The sequence below is a fragment of the Bacillus sp. FSL W8-1202 genome (assembly GCF_038006165.1).
In the GTDB taxonomy this organism is placed as follows: domain Bacteria; phylum Bacillota; class Bacilli; order Bacillales; family Bacillaceae; genus Bacillus; species Bacillus subtilis.
In genome coordinates this window covers 444,576-467,098 of the sequence record NZ_JBBOUR010000001.1, presented here as the reverse complement: position 1 = coordinate 467,098, position 22,523 = coordinate 444,576, and the positions used below count along the sequence as shown (strand labels likewise).

The following is a 22,523-nucleotide window of genomic DNA, read 5'->3' as shown; positions in this document are numbered from 1 at the left end:
AAAAGCTGCCCGCAAAGGCAGCTTTTTTACATGTTCTGCAGCCTCCTTAAAAAATTGTGAAGTGTTCGCTTTTTGTCAGCAGTCCCGCGTATATGTCGTATACCATCTGCTTTGTCAGATTGGATATTGTTTAAAAATGAACTCATAAGCTTCCCTGTTCAGACGCAAAATACATGAAAAGGGAGGTGCTTTGATGAGGAAATACACGGTTATTGCTTCTATATTACTGTCTTTTCTTTCCGTTTTGTCTGGCGGCCATCATGAATCGAAAGCTTTTCCTGTTGTACAGCAGGAACTATTTCAAACGCCTCATTACATACCCTTGCTTGAAAATCCTCCTCAAATTGATGTGAAAGCTGAAATGAGAAGCAATCTAATGATTGAGGCTCAAGTTCGCGATAATTCGTATCAAGCATTTTCCGCCTTTCTTTTTTATAAACAAAGTAATGAGCTGGGCTACAAAATGGTGCCGATGGACCCGACCCCCGGAGCGGTCCGCAAGTTTTTGGCACAAATTCCGAAACGTTTGATTTGGAACAGCGAGCTTGAGTATTACATTGTGATGTCGAATGGGAAGCAGCGGGTTGAGTCGGAGACGAAGAAACTGAAGCTTGAAGGATACCAGGCTGACCTTGCCCATATTCCGGAGCTTCTGATCACAGAGCTGGCGGTTGATACGAAGAATATAGGACGCGCAGACGGTTATGAATTTATTGAGATTTTTAATACGACTGACAGAACGATTGATTTTAAAGACTACCATATCCGTTACCGCTACCCAAAAGAAGGGCCTGACTCCGATCTGATTTGGAGACCTGATGAAAGGATCTTGATACCATCCGGCGAAACGTTTGTCGTCTGGCTGAAGCCTGCCGGGCATCCAGAATTGACGTCAGAGGATTTCAATCGTTATTATCAGACACAACTAAAAGAAGGAAAAAATCTCGCGGTGATAGACGAGACAGAGGGTATGGCCAATACGAGGCCGCGGGCCGTTGTGATATCAACGAATACAGGAAAGGACATTTCGGTTGCGCATTATCGGAAACATGCGCTGCGCCGGCTGTCATCAGTGCTTTATAAGTATCCGTTGAACGGAACCGCAGAACTTCTGAACATTTCAATCGGGGAAAAGAATCCGTCTCCCGGAACCGTATTACAGGCACAGGTGCCCGAGCAGAAACGGAAAATCAAGCTCGATAAAGAAAAGCCGGTCATTGAGGATTTGACTGACCGCAAGCCTGTCCGCCCTGCTGAAAGCATTGAGCTGCGGGCTGACATACGGGACCGAAGTCTAGTGAAAACAGCGGCCTTTTACTACCGGACGGATGAGAACAAACCGTTTAAGCGAATTCTTGCTGAAAAAGACCGCAACGATAATCTCTACCATTATATTGTGTATTCGCCTGAATTGATCGGGAAGGATCAGCTAGAGTATTATGTGGCGGCCGGGGACGGGATCAATGAAGCGAGAACGCCGGTCAAAATGATTGATATTAAACAAACAAGCAAGTCGCACGGTCTGCGGATGAATATTGAAAACAGAGACACGCTGTCGGGAACTCAATTTCTCAAAGCCACGACAGAAGGGCGAACTGACCGCATTAAGCTGTGGATTGACGGGAAAAAACAAGTGACAGAGCCCGCAATGGAAAAAGAAGTATATTTTGCATTCGACACGAGGAAAACGAACCTTTATTTTAAAAACGCGGTAACGATGGAAGGCAAAGTGCTGAAGGTGTTCGATGATACAATAAATAAATACCGCACCTATTCTGTTCCGTTGCCAGAGACACTGCTTCGGAAAGGGAAGCAGCTGCAGCGTATTACAATACGATCGGGTTCGAAGGTGTCTCCGTTTGATACGGCTGAAAACCGTGATGACTTCTTAGTCAAAAACGCCCGATTGGTGTTATCGGATGGAACGGTGATCAGGGATCAGAGGGTGTCCCCTGAGAAGGAACTCTTTATTGGCGATAATAAGCGCTCGAATAAAAGCTGGCAATTTCAGTTCAATCTGCCTGACGGACTATTTACATCACAGCTGCTGGAGTGGGACACATCAAAGCTTTCTGAAGGCGCTCACCATATTCAAGCAAGCGACGGCAAGGAAAATGTCAGCCTGGTTGTACGGGTAGATAATTCAGGACCTCACATTGAGCCGAATATCACCGAGGGGCAAACGTATAAAGGAAACCTTATCCTGCAGGCGGATATGTGTGATAAATGGAGCAAAATTGAGGAAGCGGAAGCGTCTTTAGATGGAGAAAGCATTACACTCCCATATCATACGTCATCTTCTGACCTTTTGCCGGGAAAACATTCTCTAAAAGTGACAGCAACGGATCTCGCGGGCAATAAAACAGTGATTGAGAGGATATTTAAAACCGAACGAGAGCATCCGGACCAGCCGGAGGTTATAGACAGCGAAGCCGACACGCATAAGGCCAAGATTTCTGTACGGGTGAAAGATCCGACGAATGATGCCATGGATGTTGGTTTTTATAGGGGATTTCAATATACAGCGCGCAATCATGTGAAAATATTTAAGCACGCGTCACTGACTGAACCGCCGAAAAGCTTTGTGCCGGAAAGGGAGACCCCATTTACGAATAAAGAATTGGAGCGGGTATCAGCTGCTGATGGAAAAACAGTATCGACAGAAAACAAAGAGCTTTTCCCTTATCATCGCTTTGAAGTGACGGTTGATCCATCAATTGATGAGAATGATCTGGCAGAAGCAGTCTGGAAGGGCAGTTCTTTGCCGGGGAGAAAGGTGACGATGTATGCTTGGAATTATCGGACAAACGAATGGCAGCCTGTTGACAGCTTCGTCGCGAAGGATGACAAACCGTTTACGCTGAAAGCGTCTGTGATTGCCGCCGATTTTGTACGGGAGTCGAAAATGAATGTGATTGTACAGGATGAAATTCCTCCTGCGAAGGATATGTACACATTTGTCTGGATGTCTGATACACAGTATTACGCCGAAAGCTATCCGCATATTTTTGATAAACAGACCGAATGGATAAAAGATAATCAAAAGCAGCTCAATATCAAATATGTGTTCCACACGGGTGATATTGTAGATGATTCCGCCGATATCAGACAGTGGAAAAACGCTGATCGGTCAATGTCCGTTCTGGATAAGAGCGGAATTCCTTACGGCGTGCTGGCCGGCAATCACGATGTCGGACATAAGGACGGCTCCTACAGGGCGTTTGGCAAATATTTTGGCAGCGATCGTTTTGATAAAAAATTGCATTATGGCGGTTCCTATAAAAATAACCGCGGACATTATGACCTGATTTCTAGCAACGGCAATGATTATATCATGCTGTACATGGGATGGGGCATTACGGATGAAGACATCGCGTGGATGAATCAGGTGCTGAAGAAACACCCTGACCGGATGGCCATTTTAGCTTTTCATGAGTATTTGCTGGTCAGCGGAAACAGAAGCCCAATCGGAGAGAAAATATTCAAAGAAATCGTAAAGCCGAACCCGAATGTCGTGATGGTATTGAGCGGGCATTATCATAGTGCGATGAGAAAAACAGATGAGCTGGATGATGATGGTGATGGGAAGCCGGATCGTCTTGTGCATCAAATGCTGGCCGATTATCAGGGCGGGCCAGAAGGCGGTCAAGGGTATTTGCGTTTGCTTCAATTTGACCAGGCCAATGACATGGTGCACGTATCGACGTATTCTCCGTATGTAAAGGATAAGAATTACTATGATACGGATACCTATGGCAACAAGGATGAATTTTCCCTTTCGCTTGATTTGAAGCCAAGAATCAAAAAGGTGGAAACCGATTATTTTGAATGTAACGTATATACCAATGAAGAGCTCGGAAAACGGGAGCAAGTGAAGAGCGGGGATACAGCTGAATTCCGCTGGGATCATCTTGAACCGCAGTCTGTTTATTATTGGTACATTATAGTGGAAGACAGTTTTAATGGCAAAACGAAATCACCGATCTGGAAGTTCAAGACGAAAAAAGAGACATATCGTCCGGCACCAGACCAGTTTGATTTTCGCCATGTCTCCAATCCTTAAAAAGGGTTGGAGGCTTTTTTTTTATGAAAGACGATCCATATAGTGGACAAATGTATAACGGTCGCCTCTGTATACAGATTTTGCATGCTCAAAAGAAGTTCCGTTCTGCAGATATGTTGTTCGTTTGATTAATAGGACCGGCGCTCCCTTTTGAATACCAAGAATGTTCGCTTCTTCCGTGGTGGCAGCGCTTGGCTCAAGCTCCTGTTTTGCACGGGAAATCGGTATGCTGTTGTACCTTTCAATATGATCATAGATCGACGACTGAAAATGCGATTCGTTCAATTCACCCGCAAGCTCAAACGGAATATGTGAGGACTCAATCGCCATTGGAATATCATTTGCCAGCCGCACCCGAGTGATTTTATGGATAGAGGAGGGGTGCCCGCAGCCTAATATAGCCGCGAGCTCCTCAGTTGAATCAATAAGCTGATAATCAATGAGCCTGCTGCCCGGTGTCATCCCGCGGCTTTTCATATCCTCGGTAAAGCTTGTCAGCCCTTGAAGTGCTTGTTCCATTTTTGGCTTGCTGACAAAGGTGCCCCGTCCTTTCAGGCGATAGAGCAAGCCTTCATTAACTAAATTAGAAAGCGCCTGGCGAACTGTCATCCGGCTGATCCCGAATTGTTCGGCATATTCGCGCTCGGAAGGAAGAGGCATATCCGGCTGCAGCTCTCCGTTCTTAATTTGGGTTTTTAATTGCTCCATAATCTGATAGTAAATCGGAATAGGCGATTGTTTATTGATATTCATAAGTCAGCATGTTCCTTTCAAGGTCTTAATGACTCGGCTTCACGATCAATCAAAACCGTAACATCGGAATGCAGGTGCAAAGCAGATGCGGGAAAATCTTCGCTTATGTTTCCTTCTAACAGCTTACGAACAGCTTCCGCTTTGCTTTTTCCAGAAATGAGCAGCAGAATGCGTTTGCTTGAGAGAATCGTTCGAATTCCCATTGTCAGTGCTTTTTTCGGAACGCTGTCTATGGAAGGAAAATATCTGGCATTCGCTTGGCGGGTTTGCTCATTTAATGTCACAACATGAGTTCGCGACTTGAAAGAGGTTCCCGGTTCGTTAAAGCCGATGTGTCCGTTTCGGCCGATGCCGAGAAGCTGAATGTCAGTGCCGCCGAGGGACTCGACTAGCTGTTCATACCGTCTGCATTCGGCTTCCAAATCGTCTGCATTTCCATTCGGAATAAAATGCCGGCTAGGCTTGCTGTCGATATGCTGAAATAAACGGTCATTCATATAGAAGTGATAGCTGTTCGGGTCATTGCTTGAAAGTCTGGCGTACTCATCCAAATTAACTGTAGTGACGTTTTGAAATGAGAGATTCTCAGTTTGGTGCAGGCGGATCAGCTCGCGATAAGTGCCTTCCGGTGTGCCGCCCGTCGCTAACCCGAGAACGGCATCAGGTTTTTCTTTGATTGTATCTGCCGTTATTCTGGCTGCTTTTTGGCTTAGCTCTTCATACGTTTGACATTCCATTACTTTCATATCTGGTCAGCCTCCTTGGATATAAATGCAATGTTTCCGCGGCAAATGGTGAGAATCACCTCGCAATCACTGCTGACAATCACCAAATCTGCATCTTTTCCCACAGTCACACTGCCTTTTCGGTCAAAGATGCCCAGCTGTTTGGCCGCGTTTGCAGAAGTTATATTAGCTATATCCGTCCAAGAGCAATTTGTAAACTCACGCATATGCCGTGCGCCTTCGTTCATTTTGAGGATCGAACCGGCAAGGGTTCCGTCTGAAAGAAGAGCTGTTCGTCCTCTTACCGTCACACTTTGGCCGCCGAACTCATATACGCCGTCTTTCAGGCCTTTTGCCCTCATGGAATCGGTAATTAAAATGAGCTTGCTGCTGCCTTTCGCCAAAAAAGCAAGCTTTGCAGCTAAAGGGTGGGAGTGAATGCTATCGGCGATAAGCTCTGTCACAAACCCATCATGGGCCAGCGCCGTTCCGATCACTCCGGGCTCTCGGTGATGAAACGGGCTCATCGCGTTGTACAGATGGGTCATATGGCTCGCCCCTGCTTTTGCGGCATCCGACAGCAATGCGGAATCGGCATCCGTGTGCCCCATGGATGCGATAATCGATTCGTCTTTCAAATGGCGGATCAGTTCAAAATGCTGATCCTCCTCCGGCGCAAGTGTAACAATTTTGATCAGTCCGCCTGCCTCCTGCTGCCACTTTTTGAAAAGCGCAACATCCGAAGGCCTAATCCACTCCTTTGGCTGCGCTCCGGCTCTTTTAAGCGAAACAAAGGGGCCCTCTAAATGAATGCCGAGCAGTTCTGCACCTAATAAAGAGGACTCTTCAGCCGCTTTCCACTCTCTTGCGTTCACCAAAGCTTGAGAAATGTTCCCATGCTCTTGGGTAATCGTTGTGGCTAAAAAGCTCGTCGTGCCTTCTTCGGGCAGTCTTGACGACATGATGTCGAGCGCAGAAAAGCTTGCATCCATCGTATCTGCACCATAGCCGCCGTGGATATGAATGTCAATCATGCCGGGAAGCAAAACGGAATTCGCAGGTGCTTGAATTTCTTTTGAATATGACTCCTTGGGCCGTTCTGTTGAGACTGTGCTGATTTTTCCGTCATTGATTCCGACATAGCCGTTTTTGATTACTTCATTTTCTGTCACGATCGCAATGTCTTTGATAAGAAGACTCTCTGCCATAGATGATCCGCCTTTCTGGAATTTGAATACCTTTATTTTACTCTTTTTCAGACTAGTGATCTAGACCAGCTGAGGTGTTTTCCCGCCTTTTATAAAATCTGTTTTAGGTTCAAGCCTGAAAGTGATAAAATGAAAGTATTGTGAGCAAGCTCGGGGCAGCCCGGAACAGGAGGAACATATCGTGGCAAAGGTTCGCACAAAAGACGTAATGGAACAGTTCAATTTGGAATTAATCAGCGGAGAAGAAGGAATTAACCGCCCGATTACAATGAGTGACCTATCAAGACCAGGCATTGAAATTGCCGGATATTTTACATATTACCCGAGAGAGCGCGTGCAGCTTCTCGGAAAAACAGAGCTTTCTTTCTTTGAACAGCTTCCTGAAGAGGAGAAAAAACAGCGAATGGATTCTCTGTGCACTGATGTAACACCAGCTATTATTCTTTCTAGAGATATGCCCATCCCGCAGGAGCTGATTGACGCCTCCGAGAAAAATGGGGTGCCTGTCCTCAGATCGCCGCTGAAAACGACAAGACTGTCAAGCCGTTTAACCAACTTCCTTGAGAGCAGGCTGGCGCCTACCACAGCAATTCATGGCGTTCTAGTCGATATATATGGTGTCGGCGTGCTGATCACAGGAAAGAGCGGCGTCGGAAAAAGCGAAACAGCGCTGGAGCTTGTGAAAAGAGGGCATCGCCTTGTTGCCGATGATTGCGTTGAAATACGGCAGGAGGATCAGGATACTCTTGTGGGAAACGCTCCGGAATTAATTGAGCACCTTCTTGAGATCAGGGGCCTTGGCATTATCAATGTGATGACGCTATTTGGCGCTGGCGCGGTCAGAAGCAATAAACGAATCACGATTGTCATGAATCTTGAACTCTGGGAGCAGGGCAAGCAATACGACCGGCTCGGACTTGAGGAAGAGACCATGAAAATCATTGATACAGAAATTACAAAACTGACGATTCCCGTCCGCCCAGGCCGAAATCTTGCAGTCATCATCGAAGTGGCAGCAATGAACTTCAGATTGAAGCGGATGGGGCTGAATGCCGCTGAACAATTTACCAACAAGCTGGCGGACGTCATTGAAGACGGTGAACAAGAAGAATAGGAGTTGGCGTTAAATGAATGAAGCGATAGAACCACTCAATCCGATAGCATTTCAGCTGGGGCCGTTAGCCGTCCATTGGTACGGAATCATTATCGGTCTCGGTGCTTTGCTCGGGCTGTGGATTGCGATGAGGGAAAGTGAAAAACGGGGGCTGCAGAAAGATACGTTTATTGATCTTGTCCTGTTTGCCATTCCAATTGCGATTATTTGCGCGCGAATTTATTACGTTGCCTTTGAATGGGACTATTATGCGGCACATCCGGGAGAAATCATTAAGATTTGGAAGGGCGGCATTGCCATTCATGGCGGATTAATCGGCGCCATTTTAACGGGTTATGTGTTTTCGAGAGTGAAAAAACTTTCGTTCTGGAAGCTTGCGGACATTGCCGCGCCCAGCATTTTGCTCGGCCAGGCGATCGGGCGCTGGGGGAACTTCATGAATCAGGAAGCGCACGGCGAGGCTGTCAGCAGAGCCTTTTTAGAAAACCTGCACCTGCCTGAATTTATCATCAATCAAATGTATATCAATGGGCAATATTATCATCCTACTTTTTTATATGAATCACTATGGAGCTTTGTCGGCGTCATTGTTTTACTGCTGCTGCGCAGAGTGAATTTGCGTAGAGGCGAGATGTTCTTGATCTATATCATTTGGTATTCAATCGGAAGATACTTTATTGAAGGAATGCGGACTGACAGCTTAATGCTGACTGATTCACTTCGCATCGCTCAGGTGATTTCAATCGTATTGATTGTTTTGGCTGTGGCAGCCATCATCTTCAGACGCGTCAAGGGATATTCGAAGGAGCGGTACGCGGAGTAGACGTCAACAAAGGGGGATGAGGGATGAAGAAGATCTTTCTGGCCGGTCTTGCAGCAGGTTTTCAAACAACATGGACGCTGGGTAAAGTGATTTTCCCGGTAACGCTATTGGTCACTTTGCTTCAGCATACCCCTGTCATGGATTGGCTTGTACGGCTGATCACACCGGTAATGGGTCTCTTCGGGCTTTCTGGTGAAGCGGCCATTCCGCTTGTACTGGGAAATATGCTGAATCTGTATGCGGGAATTGCCGGGATTTTAACATTGGATTTATCTGTGAAAGAAGTCTTTATTTTAGCTGTTATGCTTTCTTTCTGTCATAACTTGATTATCGAATCGACAGTTGCCGCAAAGGTTGGTATCAGAATTGGCGTCATATTGGCCGTGCGCATCGGTTTGGCCGCTGTGTCAGCCATCGTCATCAACCTCATTTGGCATGGCGGAAAGGAAACGGCGCAGTACGGTTTTATCGCTGCGAAGAGCGCGGCGCCAGACAGCTGGCTAGGAATGTTGGCAGAAGCATTAACGAAAGCCGGACTTGGTGTTTTGCAGCTGGCGGCAATAGTGATCCCGCTGATGATTATCATCCAGTTTTTAAGAGATTTAGGCTGGCTGCATCGGTTTTCCAGGTGGCTGTCGCCGTTTACGCAGCTGCTTGGCATGAATAAAAATACGTCTATGACGATGGTGGCGGGACTGACGATTGGTCTGGCCTACGGAGCGGGTGTCATGATCAAAGCTGTCGAGGATGACGGCGTGAGCAAGCGGGATATGACATTGGCATTTATATTTCTCGTTGCCTGCCACGCGGTCGTGGAAGATACACTTGTCTTTATTCCGCTCGGCATACCAGTCTGGCCGCTTCTTTTGATTCGTGTCACCACAGCAGTTCTGCTGACAATGGCTATTGCGCACACGTGGAAAAAATGGAAACCCTCAGCGGTTGGAAAGGAAGCAATATGAGTGACAAACAAGTAACGACGATTCTGTTTGATTTAGACGGAACGCTTATTAATACGAATGAATTAATTATCGCGTCCTTTTTGCATACACTGGAGCATTATTATCCGAGCAAGTATAAACGAGAAGATGTCCTTGCATTTATCGGGCCGTCTCTTTTTGAAACGTTCTCTTCGATGGACCCTGATAAATGCGAGGATATGATCGCTATGTACAGAGCGTACAATCATGACATGCATGATTCACTCGTGACTGAATATGAAACGGTATATGAGACCCTGGATGCATTAAAAAAAGCCGGCTTTACATTAGGAATTGTGACAACAAAATTAAGAGATACTGTCAATATGGGCCTCAAGCTCACGGGAATCGGCGAATTCTTTGAAACAGTTGTCACCCTTGATGATGTGACAAATGCAAAGCCTGATCCCGAGCCTGTGCTGTTAGCGCTGAAACAGTTAGGAAGCAAGCCCGAGGAAGCCATTATGGTCGGAGATAATTACCACGATGTGCTGGCAGGCAAAAACGCCGGTACAAAAACGGCAGGAGTCGCATGGACGATTAAAGGGCCGGAAATGCTGGCGAAGCATGAGCCTGATTTTATGCTTGAGAAAATGAGTGATCTATTACAAATCGTTGGAGTGAAGTAATCTGTGAGAAAAACAGATCGTCATCCGGTCTCGGGGGCCAACTCACTGTGGCATGTCTATCAAACGGTACCTTTTTTAAAGGTCGTCAAAAATTTCATTGTCATTCAAATTGCGAGATATACGCCGTTTATAGGGATGAAAAACTGGCTGTACCGTACATTTCTGCGGATGAAGGTTGGAAATCAGACATCCTTTGCCCTCATGGTGATGCCAGATATCATGTTTCCGGAAAAGATCTCAGTCGGAACAAATACAATCATCGGGTACAATACGACCATTCTGGCCCATGAGTATTTGATTCACGAATACCGGATCGGCACAGTTCTGATCGGAGACGAAGTGATGATTGGTGCCAACACGACCATTCTGCCCGGGGTGAAAATAGGAGATGGCGCAGTTGTGTCCGCCGGAACACTTGTCCATAAAGACGTGCCTGCCGGCGCATTTGTCGGCGGAAATCCGATGAGGATCATCTATACGAAGGAAGAAATGCAAGAAAGATTGAAAAAGTCCGCTGAATAACATCAGCGGACTTTTTTGGTTAAAATTGAGTGTTGTTGTTTTCGTAAATATGCTGAACACCAATCCATTTTTGACCGACATTAGAGTAGCGTGTATTTGTCATTCTGACCGTGCTTGTTTTGCTGTCCGTCCGGAATATCGCTTCCTTCATGTTTGTGATGGTGCACTTATCGATGATCACATCAACGTGGAAGGTTGAACCGCCAAGCTGTCTTATGAACTTTCCGCCATTGTCCGCCGTGAAGTTTTTCACTGTGAATGTACTGGCTTTATTGATTTGGAATATCTTATCTGACGCTTTTTGAGCAGAACCGCCGTCGATCGTCACTTTTCCTTCCTTCTTCACCGTTAACGCATCCTCACCAACATCTTCCCATTTCACATTCTGAATGTTAACGTTTCCATAAGTGTGTACTCCATCAGCGGCAGGGGCGCCAAGCACCACATTTTTCAGGGTTGCACCATCCTCCACACGAAAAACAGGGTCTTGGTTTTCTGACTGGCTTCCGTCGCCTAATTCTTTCCCTGCCACAAACCGCTGTCCTTTCCCGTCATATGTTGTATTTTTTGGTACGATAATTGTTTCGTGCACCACTTTGTCTGCTGCAAAAGCGGTTGATGACTGAAACTGGCTGAACCCCATAACCAAACCGAACATAAATAGGATAGACACGAATTTTTTCAATGATAGATCCTCCCCGGATATCTTTCATTTTTTGCAAGAGAAGCGTCAGCGACTTGCACCGGCTTCTCTCACATAGATCGGGGCAAGGCTGAATCTGCTTTAATCATAAAAACAGACAGCCTGAAAGTAAAGATAATTCTGGATGATAAATGGAAAATGAATCGATCTTACCGATTGAAACAAAAAGCATGAATATTGTCGTATTTGCTCAGGATAGAGCATAGTGCGGCTTTCAGGCGTTTACTTTTGAATAACCACGGCCTGGCTGCCCATTTGTTTCCACGCTTTTTCAAAGCTTGTTCTATCGGTTTTTCTGTTTTTATAGCCATACGGATCATTGAGATACACATATTTATCATCATATCCCGTAACGGCGACGCTGTGTTCGCTGTACGTAATCTCTATCGTTCCGTTTGGTGTTTTCCATGTCTGCATGTTGTCAACTGGCGTAAAGTTGGCTGTCGTAATAACCCAAACTGGATTGCCTTTTTCAAGCTGTTCATAAACAGCAGAAATGCTTTTTCCAGTCAGATCAGACACTTTGTCTCCCGCATAGGTTTTCGCCAGCTGATAGATCGGTCGATGGTAGACACCGAGACCAGGGCCATTCACCATATCCCCGACAAATCCGTCATTCGGATCACCCTTTAATCCGCTGCTGTATGTCAAAGGCACTGTGGCAACCTGATTTGCCAGGGTGTTTTTTGTCACGTCGTATCCTGCGTAATTCAGCACCATCGCAAGGCTTGTTACTTCACAGCCGTTATAGAGCCGGGGTGCGTCCATTTGATTGTAAAGGATGACATCCAGCGGTTTTGCGCTTCCCTTCAGCTCCTTTTTGCTATTCGCACCTGTATCTGTATCGCTATCAGAAACCACTTTTTTAAGGCTGTTCAAAAAAGGAATATCTATATCTTTTGCATCTATTTTAAGTCCGAAAAAAATAACGCCTGAAAGAATCATCAGGACACATAGAGTTCGCAGTGTTTTCATCTTTATCTCCTTGTTCTCTATTTGATTTGTATTATAGCATGCCAAACATAAAGAATTTGAGATATTACGTACCTTTAATACATTATTCATGATTTTTTCATAATGAGGAGAAGGATATTTGAACTAAAAATATCCTTACTGAAGTTAAGCGTTGATTTTCATTCTTTCATCTGCTAACATATTATCATATTAGCGAACTAAAGGATTCGGAATTTTCCTTCATAAGATAACAGCGGAGGTGCTCGGGTTGATGTTTATGTTTGAAAAACCGCACGGCATGAGAGATACACTGCCCGGTTTATACGAAACGAAAAAAAAGGTGAGACGATCGTTAACCGATTTGATTGATAAATGGGGATATCAATTTATGGAAACGCCGACACTGGAGTTTTACGATACGGTTGGCGTCCAGTCAGCAATTGAAGAGCAGCAGCTGTTTAAGCTACTTGATCAGGACGGCAAGACATTGGTGCTTCGCCCGGATATGACGGGGCCGATTGCAAGGGTGGCGGCATCGAAGCTTCTGAAACACGGTCATCCGCTAAGAGTCGGCTATGCGGCAAATGTATTCAGGGCTCAGGAGCGTGAAGGCGGACGTCCGGCTGAGTTCGAGCAGGTCGGAGTGGAGTTAATCGGTGACGGCACGACGAGCGCGGATGCGGAGGTCATTGCTTTAGTCGTCGGGGCATTGAAAAACGCTGGGCTGGCATCCTTTAAAATTGCCATCGGCCATGCCGGCATTGCGGATGCTTTGTTTGTTGAGGTGCTCGGAAACGTTGAACGAGCTGATGTGCTGCGGAGGTTCTTATATGAAAAGAACTACGTCGGCTACAGAGAGCATGTCAAGTCTCTCCCGCTTTCCTCCATTGATAAAAGCAGACTGCTTGAGCTCCTCGAATTGCGGGGCGGCATAGAAGTATGCGGACGTGCTGAGGAAATCGTCGATTCTGCACAAGGAAAAAGCGTGGTTGATGAGCTGAAGGCGCTGTGGGACATTCTTGAGGATTACGGATGTACGGAAAATGTCCGCCTGGATCTGAATATGGTCAGCCACATGAGCTATTACACAGGGATTTTATTTGAAGTGTACGCCGAGAATGTCGGTTTTGTCATTGGAAGCGGCGGCCGTTACAACAAGCTGCTGGGCCATTTTGATTCACCTGCACCGGCAACAGGCTTCGGGCTTCGGATCGACCGGCTGATTGAAGCCCTTCATATGAAAGAAGAACCATGTGATATAGACGCTGTTATTTTCAGCAAAGAGCAGCGGGCGCAAGCTATCGCTTATGCGAATGAAGAACGCATGAAAGGGAACAAAGTAGTTCTTCAAGATTTATCGGGAATAGAAAATATCGACCAGATGACAAAATCTTTTGCAAACGTCACTTATTTTATCGGTGCCAGAAAGGAAGAGCAAAATGGGTAAGTTACTCACAATGGCGATGCCAAAGGGCCGGATATTTGAAGAAGCGGCAGGGCTGCTGAGGCAGGCAGGCTACAGGCTCCCTGAGGAGTTTGAAGATTCGAGAAAACTGATCATCGATGTGCCGGAGGAAAATCTTCGTTTCATATTAGCGAAGCCGATGGACGTAACCACGTATGTGGAGCATGGCGTGGCAGACGTCGGAATTGCGGGCAAGGATGTCATGCTGGAGGAGGAACGCGACGTGTATGAGGTACTGGATTTAAAAATCAGCAAATGCCACTTAGCTGTCGCCGGACTTCCGAATACAGACTGGAGCGGCGTAGCGCCAAGAATCGCGACAAAGTATCCGAATGTGGCTTCCAGTTATTTCAGAGAGCAGGGAGAACAAGTCGAGATCATTAAGCTCAACGGTTCAATTGAACTGGCTCCGCTCATTGGGCTTGCAGATCGGATAGTGGACATTGTTTCCACAGGACAGACGCTGAAAGAAAATGGGCTTGTTGAAACGGAGCACATTTGTGACATTACCTCTCGCTTTATTGTCAACCCGGTAAGCTATCGCATGAAAGACGATGTGATTGACGAAATGGCATCCCGCCTATCTCTCGTTGTGGAAGGAGAGACGGCAAAATGAAGATCAAAACCATCAGCGGAACGGAACGGCTTTCTCTCAAGCGTTCCAGCGATGCCGGAACGGAAGAACAAAGAAAGACGGTCCGGTCCATTATTGAAGATGTTAAAGCAAACGGTGATCAGGCGGTTCGCAGCTACACGGCGAAATTTGACGGCATCGAAATAGACAGCCCGCTGGTCACAAAAGAAGAATTTGAGGAGGCATACACCTCACTGGATTCACGTCTTCTTCAGGTGATTAGGCAGGCAATCGAAAATATTAGGGAATATCACGAAAGACAGCTGCAATCCTCCTGGTTTTATCACAGAAAGGATGGCACAATGCTGGGGCAGAAAGTGACGGCGCTGGATTCCGCGGGTGTATATGTGCCGGGGGGAACGGCCGCATATCCTTCATCTGTTTTGATGAATGTGATTCCGGCGCTTGTAGCGGGCGTTGAAAGAATCGTTCTCGTCACGCCTCCGGGAAAAGACGGTCTGCTGTCTCCTGGAGTTTTGGTTGCTGCTTCCGAGCTGGGCATAAAAGACATTTACAAAATGGGCGGCGCTCAGGCGATTGCGGCGTTAGCATACGGAACAGAAACCATTGAGCCGGTGGATAAAATCACGGGTCCGGGCAACATTTATGTCGCGCTTGCCAAACGAGAAGTGTTCGGCGATGTCGATATCGATATGATTGCCGGACCTAGTGAAATCGTCGTGCTGGCTGATGAAACAGCGATTCCGAGCGAAATTGCAGCCGATCTGCTGTCACAGGCGGAACACGATAAGCTCAGCTCATGTGTGTTTGTCACAGATTCCATGGCGCTGGCCGAGGCGGTTTCAGCCGAGGTGAGTAAGCAGCTGAAAACCTTGCCGCGAAGAGAAATAGCGGAAACTTCAGTGAGAGATTACGGTTGTATATATGTGGCGGAAACAATGGTGGAAGCGATTAATACTGTCAATACACTCGCGCCAGAGCATTTAGAAATCATAACACAGTCTCCGGAAGCTTTGCTTGGCAGTATCAAACATGCGGGTGCAATTTTCTTAGGCAGATACAGCCCTGAGCCTGTCGGTGATTATTTTGCCGGACCGAACCATGTGCTTCCGACAAACGGAACAGCCAGATTTTCAAGTCCATTAAACGTAACTGATTTTCAAAAGAAATCGAGCATTATTTCTTACAGTCAATCAGCCTTTGAAGAACATGCCGAAAGCATCGCGGCTTTTGCCAGACTGGAAGGGTTAGAAGCCCATGCCAGATCAATTGAAGCGAGAGAACGGAGGATTTCTAAATGAGAAAAGCGGAACGCGTCAGGAAAACAAACGAAACAGATATTGAACTGGCATTTACAATAGACGGCGGGGGACAAGCGGATATCAAAACAGATGTGCCGTTTATGACACATATGTTGGATTTATTCACGAAACACGGCCAATTCGATCTTTCCATTAACGCAAAAGGCGATGTTGATATAGATGATCACCACACGACTGAAGATATCGGCATCTGCTTAGGGCAGGCGCTGCTCAAAGCGTTGGGCAATAAAAAAGGAATCAAACGCTACGGATCGGCGTTTGTGCCGATGGATGAGGCACTTGCTCAAGTTGTGATTGATTTAAGCAACCGGCCGCACTTAGAAATGCGCGCTGATTTCCCGGCTGCTAAAGTCGGAACTTTCGATACGGAGCTTGTACATGAATTTTTGTGGAAGCTGGCGCTCGAAGCTCGAATGAACCTGCACGTCATCGTTCATTATGGCACAAACACCCACCACATGATTGAAGCCGTTTTTAAAGCACTGGGACGTGCGCTTGATGAAGCGACAACGATCGATCCGCGAGTTAAAGGAATACCGTCAACGAAAGGGATGCTGTAAATGATCGGCGTGATAGATTACGGAATGGGGAATTTATACAGTGTCTCAAAGGCGCTTGAACGTGTCGGCGTGCCGTATTTTGTTTCTGAAAAGCCGGAGGAGCTGAAAGAAGCTGATGCCTTCATTTTGCCGGGAGTCGGTTCATTTGGAGACGCGATGGACAATTTGCGCTACACGAAGCTTGATCAATTGATTCACGATATGGTCTCAGAGGGAAGACTGCTTCTAGGGATCTGCCTAGGCATGCAGCTTTTATTTGAAGAAAGCGAAGAAAACGGCACCGCTTCAGGACTCGGGCTGTTAAAAGGAAAAGCAGTCAGGCTGAAAGCAGAAGATGAAAAAGGAAACAAGCTGAAGGTTCCGCATATGGGCTGGAATCGTCTTTCTTTTCATAATGAATCTCCGCTGCTGACTAAAACAGAACAAGGCTACGCTTACTTCGTTCATTCCTATTACATTGACGGGATGGAGGAGAACGCGCTTCTGGCAAGCGCCGATTATGGTGTGCGAGTGCCTGCTGTAGTCGGAAAAAGAAACGTCTTCGGCGCCCAATTTCATCCGGAAAAAAGCAGCACGGTCGGAATGTCTATTTTAACTCAATTTACGAAAATGGCAGCAGAACAGAAGGTGAAAAAATGAGTGCTTTTACATTATATCCGGCAATTGATATGAGAAACGGCAAATGTGTCCGCCTTGTTCAAGGGGATTACAATAAGGAAACGATATATGGCGATTCACCGTACGACATGGCTGAGTTATTTGCGAAAGAGGGTGCCGAATGGATCCATCTCGTTGATCTCGACGGGGCCAAAGAAGGGAAAAGAGTGAATGACCGCCATGTGATTGAGATTACGCAAAAGCTGAACCTGAAAGTCGAAATCGGCGGCGGGATCCGTTCCGAAAATGACGTCTATGAATATTTATCAGCAGGAGTCGATCGGGTGATCCTGGGAAGCTCAGCAGTTTCTAACCCTCCGTTTGTCAAAAAAATGCTGAAACAATATGGCGAGAAAATTGCAATCGGACTGGATGCGAGAAACGGTTTTGTTTCAACAGAGGGATGGCTGGAAACATCAACCCTTAAGGCAACTGAACTGGGCAAAGAGCTAGCCAATGAAGGTGCGGAAGTCTTTATTTTTACTGACATCGCGACAGACGGAATGCTGTCAGGCCCCAATGTTAAAAGCACGGTCGAGCTTGCTAAGGAAACGGGGAAATCGGTGATCGCTTCCGGCGGAGTCAGCTCCGTCGCGGATCTCGAAGCTCTCGCCCGCTATGAGGCGGACGGCGTCTCTGGAGCGATCATCGGAAAAGCGCTGTATACCAATCAGTTTACGCTGTGTGAGGCGCTTGAAAGGGTGAAGCGCAAATGATCACAAAACGGATTATTCCATGCCTTGATGTCAAAGAAGGACGCGTTGTCAAAGGAATTCAATTTCTCGAATTGAAGGATGCAGGTGACCCAGTTGAACTCGCTGAAGTGTACGACCGGGAAGGTGCGGATGAACTTGTTTTCCTTGATATCTCCGCCTCGCACGAAGGACGAAAGACGATGGTTGACGTTGTGGAGCAGGTTGCCGCGAAGCTTGCCATTCCGTTTACAGTCGGCGGCGGCATCAATCAGCTCAGTGATATGAAAACGATACTGCGTGCCGGAGCGGACAAAGTGTCGGTGAACACGGCAGCTGTTCTCCGCCCTGAGCTGATTGCAGAAGGAGCCGAGTTTTTCGGTTCTCAATGCATCGTTCTTGCCATTGATGCCAAGTATGACAAAGAATCTGACACATATAAGGTCTACACGCACGGCGGCAGAAAGAAAACAGATTGGGAGGTCACCGCGTGGGCAAAAGAGGGCGTCAAACGCGGGGCAGGAGAAATATTGCTGACAAGCATGGACTCCGACGGTGAGAAAAAAGGCTTCGACCACACGCTGACAAAGCTTGTTTCCGAAGCTGTCCCCGTCCCTGTTATCGCTTCGGGAGGCGCGGGAAACGCACAGCATATGCTTGAGGCTTTTACAAAAGGAGAAGCCGATGCCGCGCTGGCCGCCTCAATTTTTCATTATAAAGAAACATCGATTAAAGAAGTGAAATCATACTTGAAAGAGTACGGGGTGAATGTGAGATGAAACAGGCAGATGAACTGCGTTTTAACGAGGACGGATTAATTCCTGCCATCGTGCAGGATGCGGCAAGCAAAGAAGTGCTGACCCTTGCGTATATGAACAAGGAATCGTACGAAAAAACGCTGGAAACGAAGGAAACATGGTTTTACAGCCGCTCACGCCAAGCGTTATGGCATAAAGGAGAAACCTCAGGGAACACGCAAGCCGTCAAAGGTATCCGGTATGACTGCGATCAAGACGCGCTGCTCGTACTCGTAGAACCGTCAGGCCCGGCATGCCACACTGGCAGCTACAGCTGTTTTACAAAGGAACAAACAGAAGAACAGGCCGCGGACCGATTCGGCATCATGAACGAACTGGAGCGGGTGATCGCGGAACGCCAAGCGGAAATGCCTGAAGGAGCTTACACCACGTACCTCTTCCGTGAAGGCGTCGATAAGATTTTGAAAAAAGTCGGAGAAGAAGCATCCGAAGTCATCATCGCTGCGAAAAACCGGGATCATGAGGAACTCAAATGGGAAGCGGCAGACCTGCTGTATCACCTGCTTGTCCTGCTCAGAGAACAATCCCTGCCGCTGGATGATGTGCTTGACGTATTGAAAAAACGCCATTCTGAGAAAGAAGAGTAAAGAGCCGTATGATACGGCTCTTTTTGTTTTGTGAAAAAGGTAATAGGTATTTAGATTTATATTAGGTGTTATATATGATTAGTTAATAAAAGGAGATCAAAACCGAGTCTCATTTCCTATTTATCCAAATTCCGCCATGATGTAACATGAAAAAGGATGAAATATTCATCTCTTAACCAGGTCAATAGAATTATTTTTGATATAAAATAGAATACTATTCTCACAAAACCCGTGGAGGTTCGTAATGAAAAAGATCATCTTTATTTGCTTCAGCTTATTACTTGCCCTGACAGGAGGATGCAGTATGAATGACAATGATAAAAACACCACAAATGACAATAAAACAGAAGCGGTAAAACCAAAAGACATGGATCCCAAGGATCTGCCTCAAGTACCTGCGTTTCAGGACGAGAAAACGAGAGAGTACATGGTGTCAACAAAAGAAGAGGAACCAGGATATTATTTGCTGGAATCTAAGCTGAAAGGGTTTAGGATGTTGTTTCCGGAGGATGGGAAGTATCTATCAAGAAGATCATCGTTAACCGGGAAAAACAAAGAAAGTATTGGATTTAATAGTTATGATAAAGACACCAATGTAATGTTTGATGGCCATGTAACATATTACAAAGAAGAAAGTTTTGTGAATGAACCTAAGACAATGCTAGATATTGTTAGTGGAAAAAATGATTATAAAGGCGAATACAAAAAAAGCAGCAAAAATAAAACGGATATTTACACTGCCAAGAAAAAAGACATCTTTGACGATATTGATAGAAAATATAATTATTCATACAGTTATTTTGGATATGTTAAGTCTACAGAAGAAGATAACTTAGGAGTAGAATACGCCTTTACTCTTGGATGCAAAAATGAAAATCAACCATGCTCCTTAGATGAAGAAAAGGCTAAAAATAAAGTTGAGAAATTAATTAATTCTATCACCTTTTTAATAGATAAAAAGGAGAAATAAGATGGGAAATAAAAATGTATTTGAGAATGAGAACGTAAAGTTAAGGCTAATTGATTTAGAATATGACTATAAACAAAAGTTTGCCTCAACTATTGATAGTGAAGTTAAGAAAGCTAAGAAGGATTTCGAAGCAGATATACGCAGAATTTATAAAGAGGAAACCCACCACGATCTTCCTGAGAATATGAAAATTGAAATTTACACCTCCAATGAACTTGTAAATCAGAATACAAGTATACAAAGTTCGACCAGAGAATCAGGTTACGATGGAACGGCAATCCATATAATAGATGAGAAAAAACATATTGATCAGCTTCAGATTATTTCAGAAGGTAGTGCCGATAATAAGGATTGGTCATATAACTTTTTTGGTCTTTTTTTAGGAATTGATCATAGTCAGTATGAGGCTACAAAGGAGTTTACTAACAAAGCAAAGAAAGCAGCAGGTAACTCTGAGGATTTAAAAACATTCGCCTTAGGACATTCACTTGCAAATAATAACCAAGTTATGGTGCAATTGATTGATGGAGAATATGATGAAGTTTATGGGGTAAATGGAGCTCAAGTCAATATTGATCAATTACTTGAAACTGATGAAAGTTTATATAGATATGTTATTAGGAAATTTAGTTATAAATATGAAGATATAGATTCCATCCCGCCAGAAAAGTTAAAAAAAGAAATCCAAAAATATTATGAAGACAAAGGCGTAACAGCAAACATCACTCAGCGCATCTCAAAAGATGACCCGCTGTATGGAGTCAGCGGCAAGGCCGATTTCATTACATTCGGTGATGTGAAGATGGCAGATACAAATACAAGTGTAAAAGGCATCCGAAACATTATGGATGGGGTTCCTGATGAAGATGTGAGGTCAATTCAAAAATTCCTTCAAAAATATAAGGATGACTATGAAAAAGACGGCTTGAACGGTTTTATAAAGGCAGCCAGCGGGATAGACATAGACCTGATTGAAAAAGTGAAAAACACAGACGGCGCTTTAAAGAAAGTAAGTGTCCTATATGAGCATTTTGATGATGTTAAGCAAATGTATGGCCGAATAAAAGAGGAACTGCCGTCGTTTTTAGGTTTTCTTCATACCTTGTTGAGAAACAGCGGACCGGTCGTAAATCAGTTAGCTGAAAACGGTTATATTGATGAAACGCAAAAGAAAGTCATCAAAAAAGAATTAACGAATATTAATGCGAGTATGCGAGGCATAGAATCACGGTACGAACATTTCATTGACCATTTAAAGCATGGCCAATTTATGCAAGCTTTAAAAGACGTTGGTGAAATAGTGGACTATGTAAAATCAATTCTGTCCTCATTGAAAACACTCGACACAGAAACAAAAGACGCACTAAAACTCATCGTCGACGGCCACAGCATCGTTCAAATGCTCAACGCTTTGTCGAAGGAAAAAGGCTTCAGCTATAAAGGCTCCGATATTTACTTTACAGGCAAGAGCGGCTCGGGAGAAACGATTCAAGTCAATCTCTCATCCGCTGTCAGAATCTATCAAAACGGTATGAAAATCGTTGAAGATATGGAAGATGCGATTTCTAAGTACCAGAAGGTTTACAGTCAGGAAATCGATGAAGATTTCATAGACAAAAAGCAGGCGATCACCACGGCGATTCATCATATGGAAGAAAACCCTTCGCATTATGCCTTCGATCTTCAATTCCGGCTTGCAGCTGGTTTCAGCCACACATTCGATAAATTGGAGAAAATCTCAGTTCATGAATCATTCCACACAGGTGCGCTTCCTGCTAATGATGGAATTGTTGCTGAATTAAAAAAACAGACAACAGAAAAAAGAGATTTTATCAAAAATATCCGCGAGAGTATTGAAAAGCTGTTTGAAAAAGAAGAAATGATTTCTCAGTTATTTGATTTTCAGCCTTAGGAGGAATATGAAGAGTGACTTCCTTATTTTCAGAAAGTGAAACAGAAATTGTATCAACGACCTATATGTTTCTGACCCAAGATGAAATGAAGGGGAAAGCGGGCACCCTCAATCAACCGATCAACGACTTTCTCAGCCTGACAAAGAAATTTGAGTCTTCATTAAAAGAGGAAATCAAAGGGCAAAAAGGGTTGATTGTAAAAAAAATAAAAAAAGAGCTTGAGTCTAATAGCGAAAAACGAAAAGCTGCCCTTGAGATGATAAAAGAAGAACATACCGCAAAAGTTGATCGGTACAAAATGATAATAGAAGACCTGCGGCAGCAGGATGTAACATTGACTTACAGAAAAAAGAAGCCAGTGCTCTAACATAAAAAATCTCCTATTCAAACAATGAGTGGGAGATCTTTTATTTTCATCACGGCAAAAATATACTGAAAAAGTCTTTCTCCATTGATATGATTGAGAAAGA

22 protein-coding genes and 1 pseudogene are annotated in these 22,523 nt (G+C 45.1%); 17 read left to right on the top strand and 6 right to left on the bottom strand.

The genetic code is table 11. The features are described 5' to 3' along the window. Positions 1-15: 15 nt before the first annotated feature. Positions 16-127, bottom strand: a pseudogene (locus NSQ09_RS23060) (MarR family transcriptional regulator); the annotation flags it as partial. Between the two features lie 66 nt (positions 128-193). Here NSQ09_RS23060 and NSQ09_RS02380 point away from each other — a divergent pair. Further along, on the top strand, positions 194-4,063 hold the full coding sequence (locus tag NSQ09_RS02380) for a metallophosphoesterase (protein WP_341030517.1): 3,870 nt from the start codon (positions 194-196) through the stop codon (positions 4,061-4,063). A gap of 21 nt (positions 4,064-4,084) precedes the next feature. Here NSQ09_RS02380 and nagR read toward each other — a convergent pair whose 3' ends face one another. From nagR to nagA, 3 genes are read right to left on the bottom strand one after another with little or no spacing between them, the layout of a single operon-like run. Then, positions 4,085-4,816 (bottom strand): N-acetylglucosamine utilization transcriptional regulator NagR, encoded by a 732-nt coding sequence (gene nagR, locus NSQ09_RS02375; RefSeq protein ID WP_029725978.1) that lies wholly within the window; start codon positions 4,814-4,816, stop codon positions 4,085-4,087. 17 nt (positions 4,817-4,833) lie between these two features. Continuing rightward, a complete protein-coding gene (nagB, locus tag NSQ09_RS02370) occupies positions 4,834-5,562 on the bottom strand; it encodes a glucosamine-6-phosphate deaminase (protein WP_029725977.1) in 729 nt (242 codons plus the stop codon). Beyond that, a complete protein-coding gene (gene nagA / locus NSQ09_RS02365; protein ID WP_029725976.1) occupies positions 5,559-6,749 on the bottom strand; it encodes an N-acetylglucosamine-6-phosphate deacetylase in 1,191 nt (396 codons plus the stop codon). The genes nagB and nagA overlap by 4 nt, the downstream gene beginning before the upstream one ends. Before the next feature lie 181 nt (positions 6,750-6,930). On the opposite strand from nagA, the gene hprK reads away from it, so the two are divergent. The 5 genes from hprK to hprF are packed head-to-tail and all read left to right on the top strand — an operon-like array spanning position 6,931 to position 10,817. Next, positions 6,931-7,863 carry an HPr(Ser) kinase/phosphatase gene (hprK, locus tag NSQ09_RS02360; RefSeq protein WP_003228097.1) on the top strand — a complete coding sequence of 311 codons (933 nt, stop codon included), beginning with the start codon at positions 6,931-6,933 and terminating at the stop codon, positions 7,861-7,863. 13 nt (positions 7,864-7,876) lie between these two features. Further along, entirely contained in the window at positions 7,877-8,686 is an 810-nt protein-coding gene (gene lgt, locus NSQ09_RS02355; RefSeq protein WP_029725975.1) for a prolipoprotein diacylglyceryl transferase, read from the top strand. A 23-nt stretch (positions 8,687-8,709) separates the two neighbouring features. Further along, a complete protein-coding gene (locus NSQ09_RS02350; protein ID WP_017695286.1) occupies positions 8,710-9,648 on the top strand; it encodes a nucleoside recognition domain-containing protein in 939 nt (312 codons plus the stop codon). Next, positions 9,645-10,295: a pyrophosphatase PpaX gene (ppaX, locus tag NSQ09_RS02345; RefSeq protein WP_014481021.1), complete on the top strand. Its 651-nt coding sequence runs from the start codon at positions 9,645-9,647 to the stop codon at positions 10,293-10,295. Before NSQ09_RS02350 ends, ppaX begins: the two co-directional genes overlap by 4 nt. A gap of 3 nt (positions 10,296-10,298) precedes the next feature. Continuing rightward, entirely contained in the window at positions 10,299-10,817 is a 519-nt protein-coding gene (gene hprF / locus NSQ09_RS02340) for a heptaprenylglyceryl phosphate O-acetyltransferase (RefSeq protein WP_003228107.1), read from the top strand. 19 nt (positions 10,818-10,836) lie between these two features. Here hprF and pelC read toward each other — a convergent pair whose 3' ends face one another. Then, positions 10,837-11,502, bottom strand: a complete 666-nt coding sequence (gene pelC, locus NSQ09_RS02335; protein WP_015251135.1) for a pectate/pectin lyase PelC — start codon at positions 11,500-11,502, stop codon at positions 10,837-10,839. A gap of 240 nt (positions 11,503-11,742) precedes the next feature. Further along, positions 11,743-12,495, bottom strand: a complete 753-nt coding sequence (locus tag NSQ09_RS02330) for a C39 family peptidase (RefSeq protein ID WP_326233806.1) — start codon at positions 12,493-12,495, stop codon at positions 11,743-11,745. Positions 12,496-12,745: 250 nt separating this feature from the next. Here NSQ09_RS02330 and NSQ09_RS02325 point away from each other — a divergent pair, with 250 nt between their 5' ends. From NSQ09_RS02325 to NSQ09_RS02275, 11 genes are all read left to right on the top strand, one after another. Beyond that, positions 12,746-13,921 carry an ATP phosphoribosyltransferase regulatory subunit gene (locus NSQ09_RS02325; RefSeq protein WP_014481016.1) on the top strand — a complete coding sequence of 392 codons (1,176 nt, stop codon included), beginning with the start codon at positions 12,746-12,748 and terminating at the stop codon, positions 13,919-13,921. Next, positions 13,914-14,555 (top strand): ATP phosphoribosyltransferase, encoded by a 642-nt coding sequence (hisG, locus tag NSQ09_RS02320; RefSeq protein ID WP_015251138.1) that lies wholly within the window; start codon positions 13,914-13,916, stop codon positions 14,553-14,555. The genes NSQ09_RS02325 and hisG overlap by 8 nt, the downstream gene beginning before the upstream one ends. Further along, positions 14,552-15,835 carry a histidinol dehydrogenase gene (gene hisD / locus NSQ09_RS02315; RefSeq protein ID WP_041351748.1) on the top strand — a complete coding sequence of 428 codons (1,284 nt, stop codon included), beginning with the start codon at positions 14,552-14,554 and terminating at the stop codon, positions 15,833-15,835. The genes hisG and hisD overlap by 4 nt, the downstream gene beginning before the upstream one ends. After that, positions 15,832-16,416, top strand: coding sequence for an imidazoleglycerol-phosphate dehydratase HisB (gene hisB / locus NSQ09_RS02310; RefSeq protein ID WP_041333294.1), 585 nt, complete (start codon positions 15,832-15,834; stop codon positions 16,414-16,416). Before hisD ends, hisB begins: the two co-directional genes overlap by 4 nt. Further along, positions 16,417-17,055 carry an imidazole glycerol phosphate synthase subunit HisH gene (gene hisH / locus NSQ09_RS02305; RefSeq protein ID WP_015251140.1) on the top strand — a complete coding sequence of 213 codons (639 nt, stop codon included), beginning with the start codon at positions 16,417-16,419 and terminating at the stop codon, positions 17,053-17,055. It begins immediately after the preceding gene. Next, complete coding sequence (hisA, locus tag NSQ09_RS02300) at positions 17,052-17,789, top strand: 1-(5-phosphoribosyl)-5-[(5-phosphoribosylamino)methylideneamino]imidazole-4-carboxamide isomerase (protein ID WP_017695280.1); 738 nt, start codon at positions 17,052-17,054, stop codon at positions 17,787-17,789. Before hisH ends, hisA begins: the two co-directional genes overlap by 4 nt. Next, a complete protein-coding gene (gene hisF / locus NSQ09_RS02295; protein WP_015384749.1) occupies positions 17,786-18,544 on the top strand; it encodes an imidazole glycerol phosphate synthase subunit HisF in 759 nt (252 codons plus the stop codon). The genes hisA and hisF overlap by 4 nt, the downstream gene beginning before the upstream one ends. Further along, entirely contained in the window at positions 18,541-19,170 is a 630-nt protein-coding gene (gene hisIE / locus NSQ09_RS02290) for a bifunctional phosphoribosyl-AMP cyclohydrolase/phosphoribosyl-ATP diphosphatase HisIE (protein ID WP_015251143.1), read from the top strand. The genes hisF and hisIE overlap by 4 nt, the downstream gene beginning before the upstream one ends. Positions 19,171-19,414: 244 nt before the next feature. Continuing rightward, positions 19,415-20,140, top strand: coding sequence for a hypothetical protein (locus NSQ09_RS02285; protein WP_041338853.1), 726 nt, complete (start codon positions 19,415-19,417; stop codon positions 20,138-20,140). A gap of 1 nt (position 20,141) precedes the next feature. Next, on the top strand, positions 20,142-22,052 hold the full coding sequence (locus NSQ09_RS02280) for a DUF6792 domain-containing protein (protein WP_341030512.1): 1,911 nt from the start codon (positions 20,142-20,144) through the stop codon (positions 22,050-22,052). 14 nt (positions 22,053-22,066) lie between these two features. Beyond that, positions 22,067-22,420 carry a hypothetical protein gene (locus tag NSQ09_RS02275; protein WP_014481007.1) on the top strand — a complete coding sequence of 118 codons (354 nt, stop codon included), beginning with the start codon at positions 22,067-22,069 and terminating at the stop codon, positions 22,418-22,420. Positions 22,421-22,523: the final 103 nt, after the last annotated feature.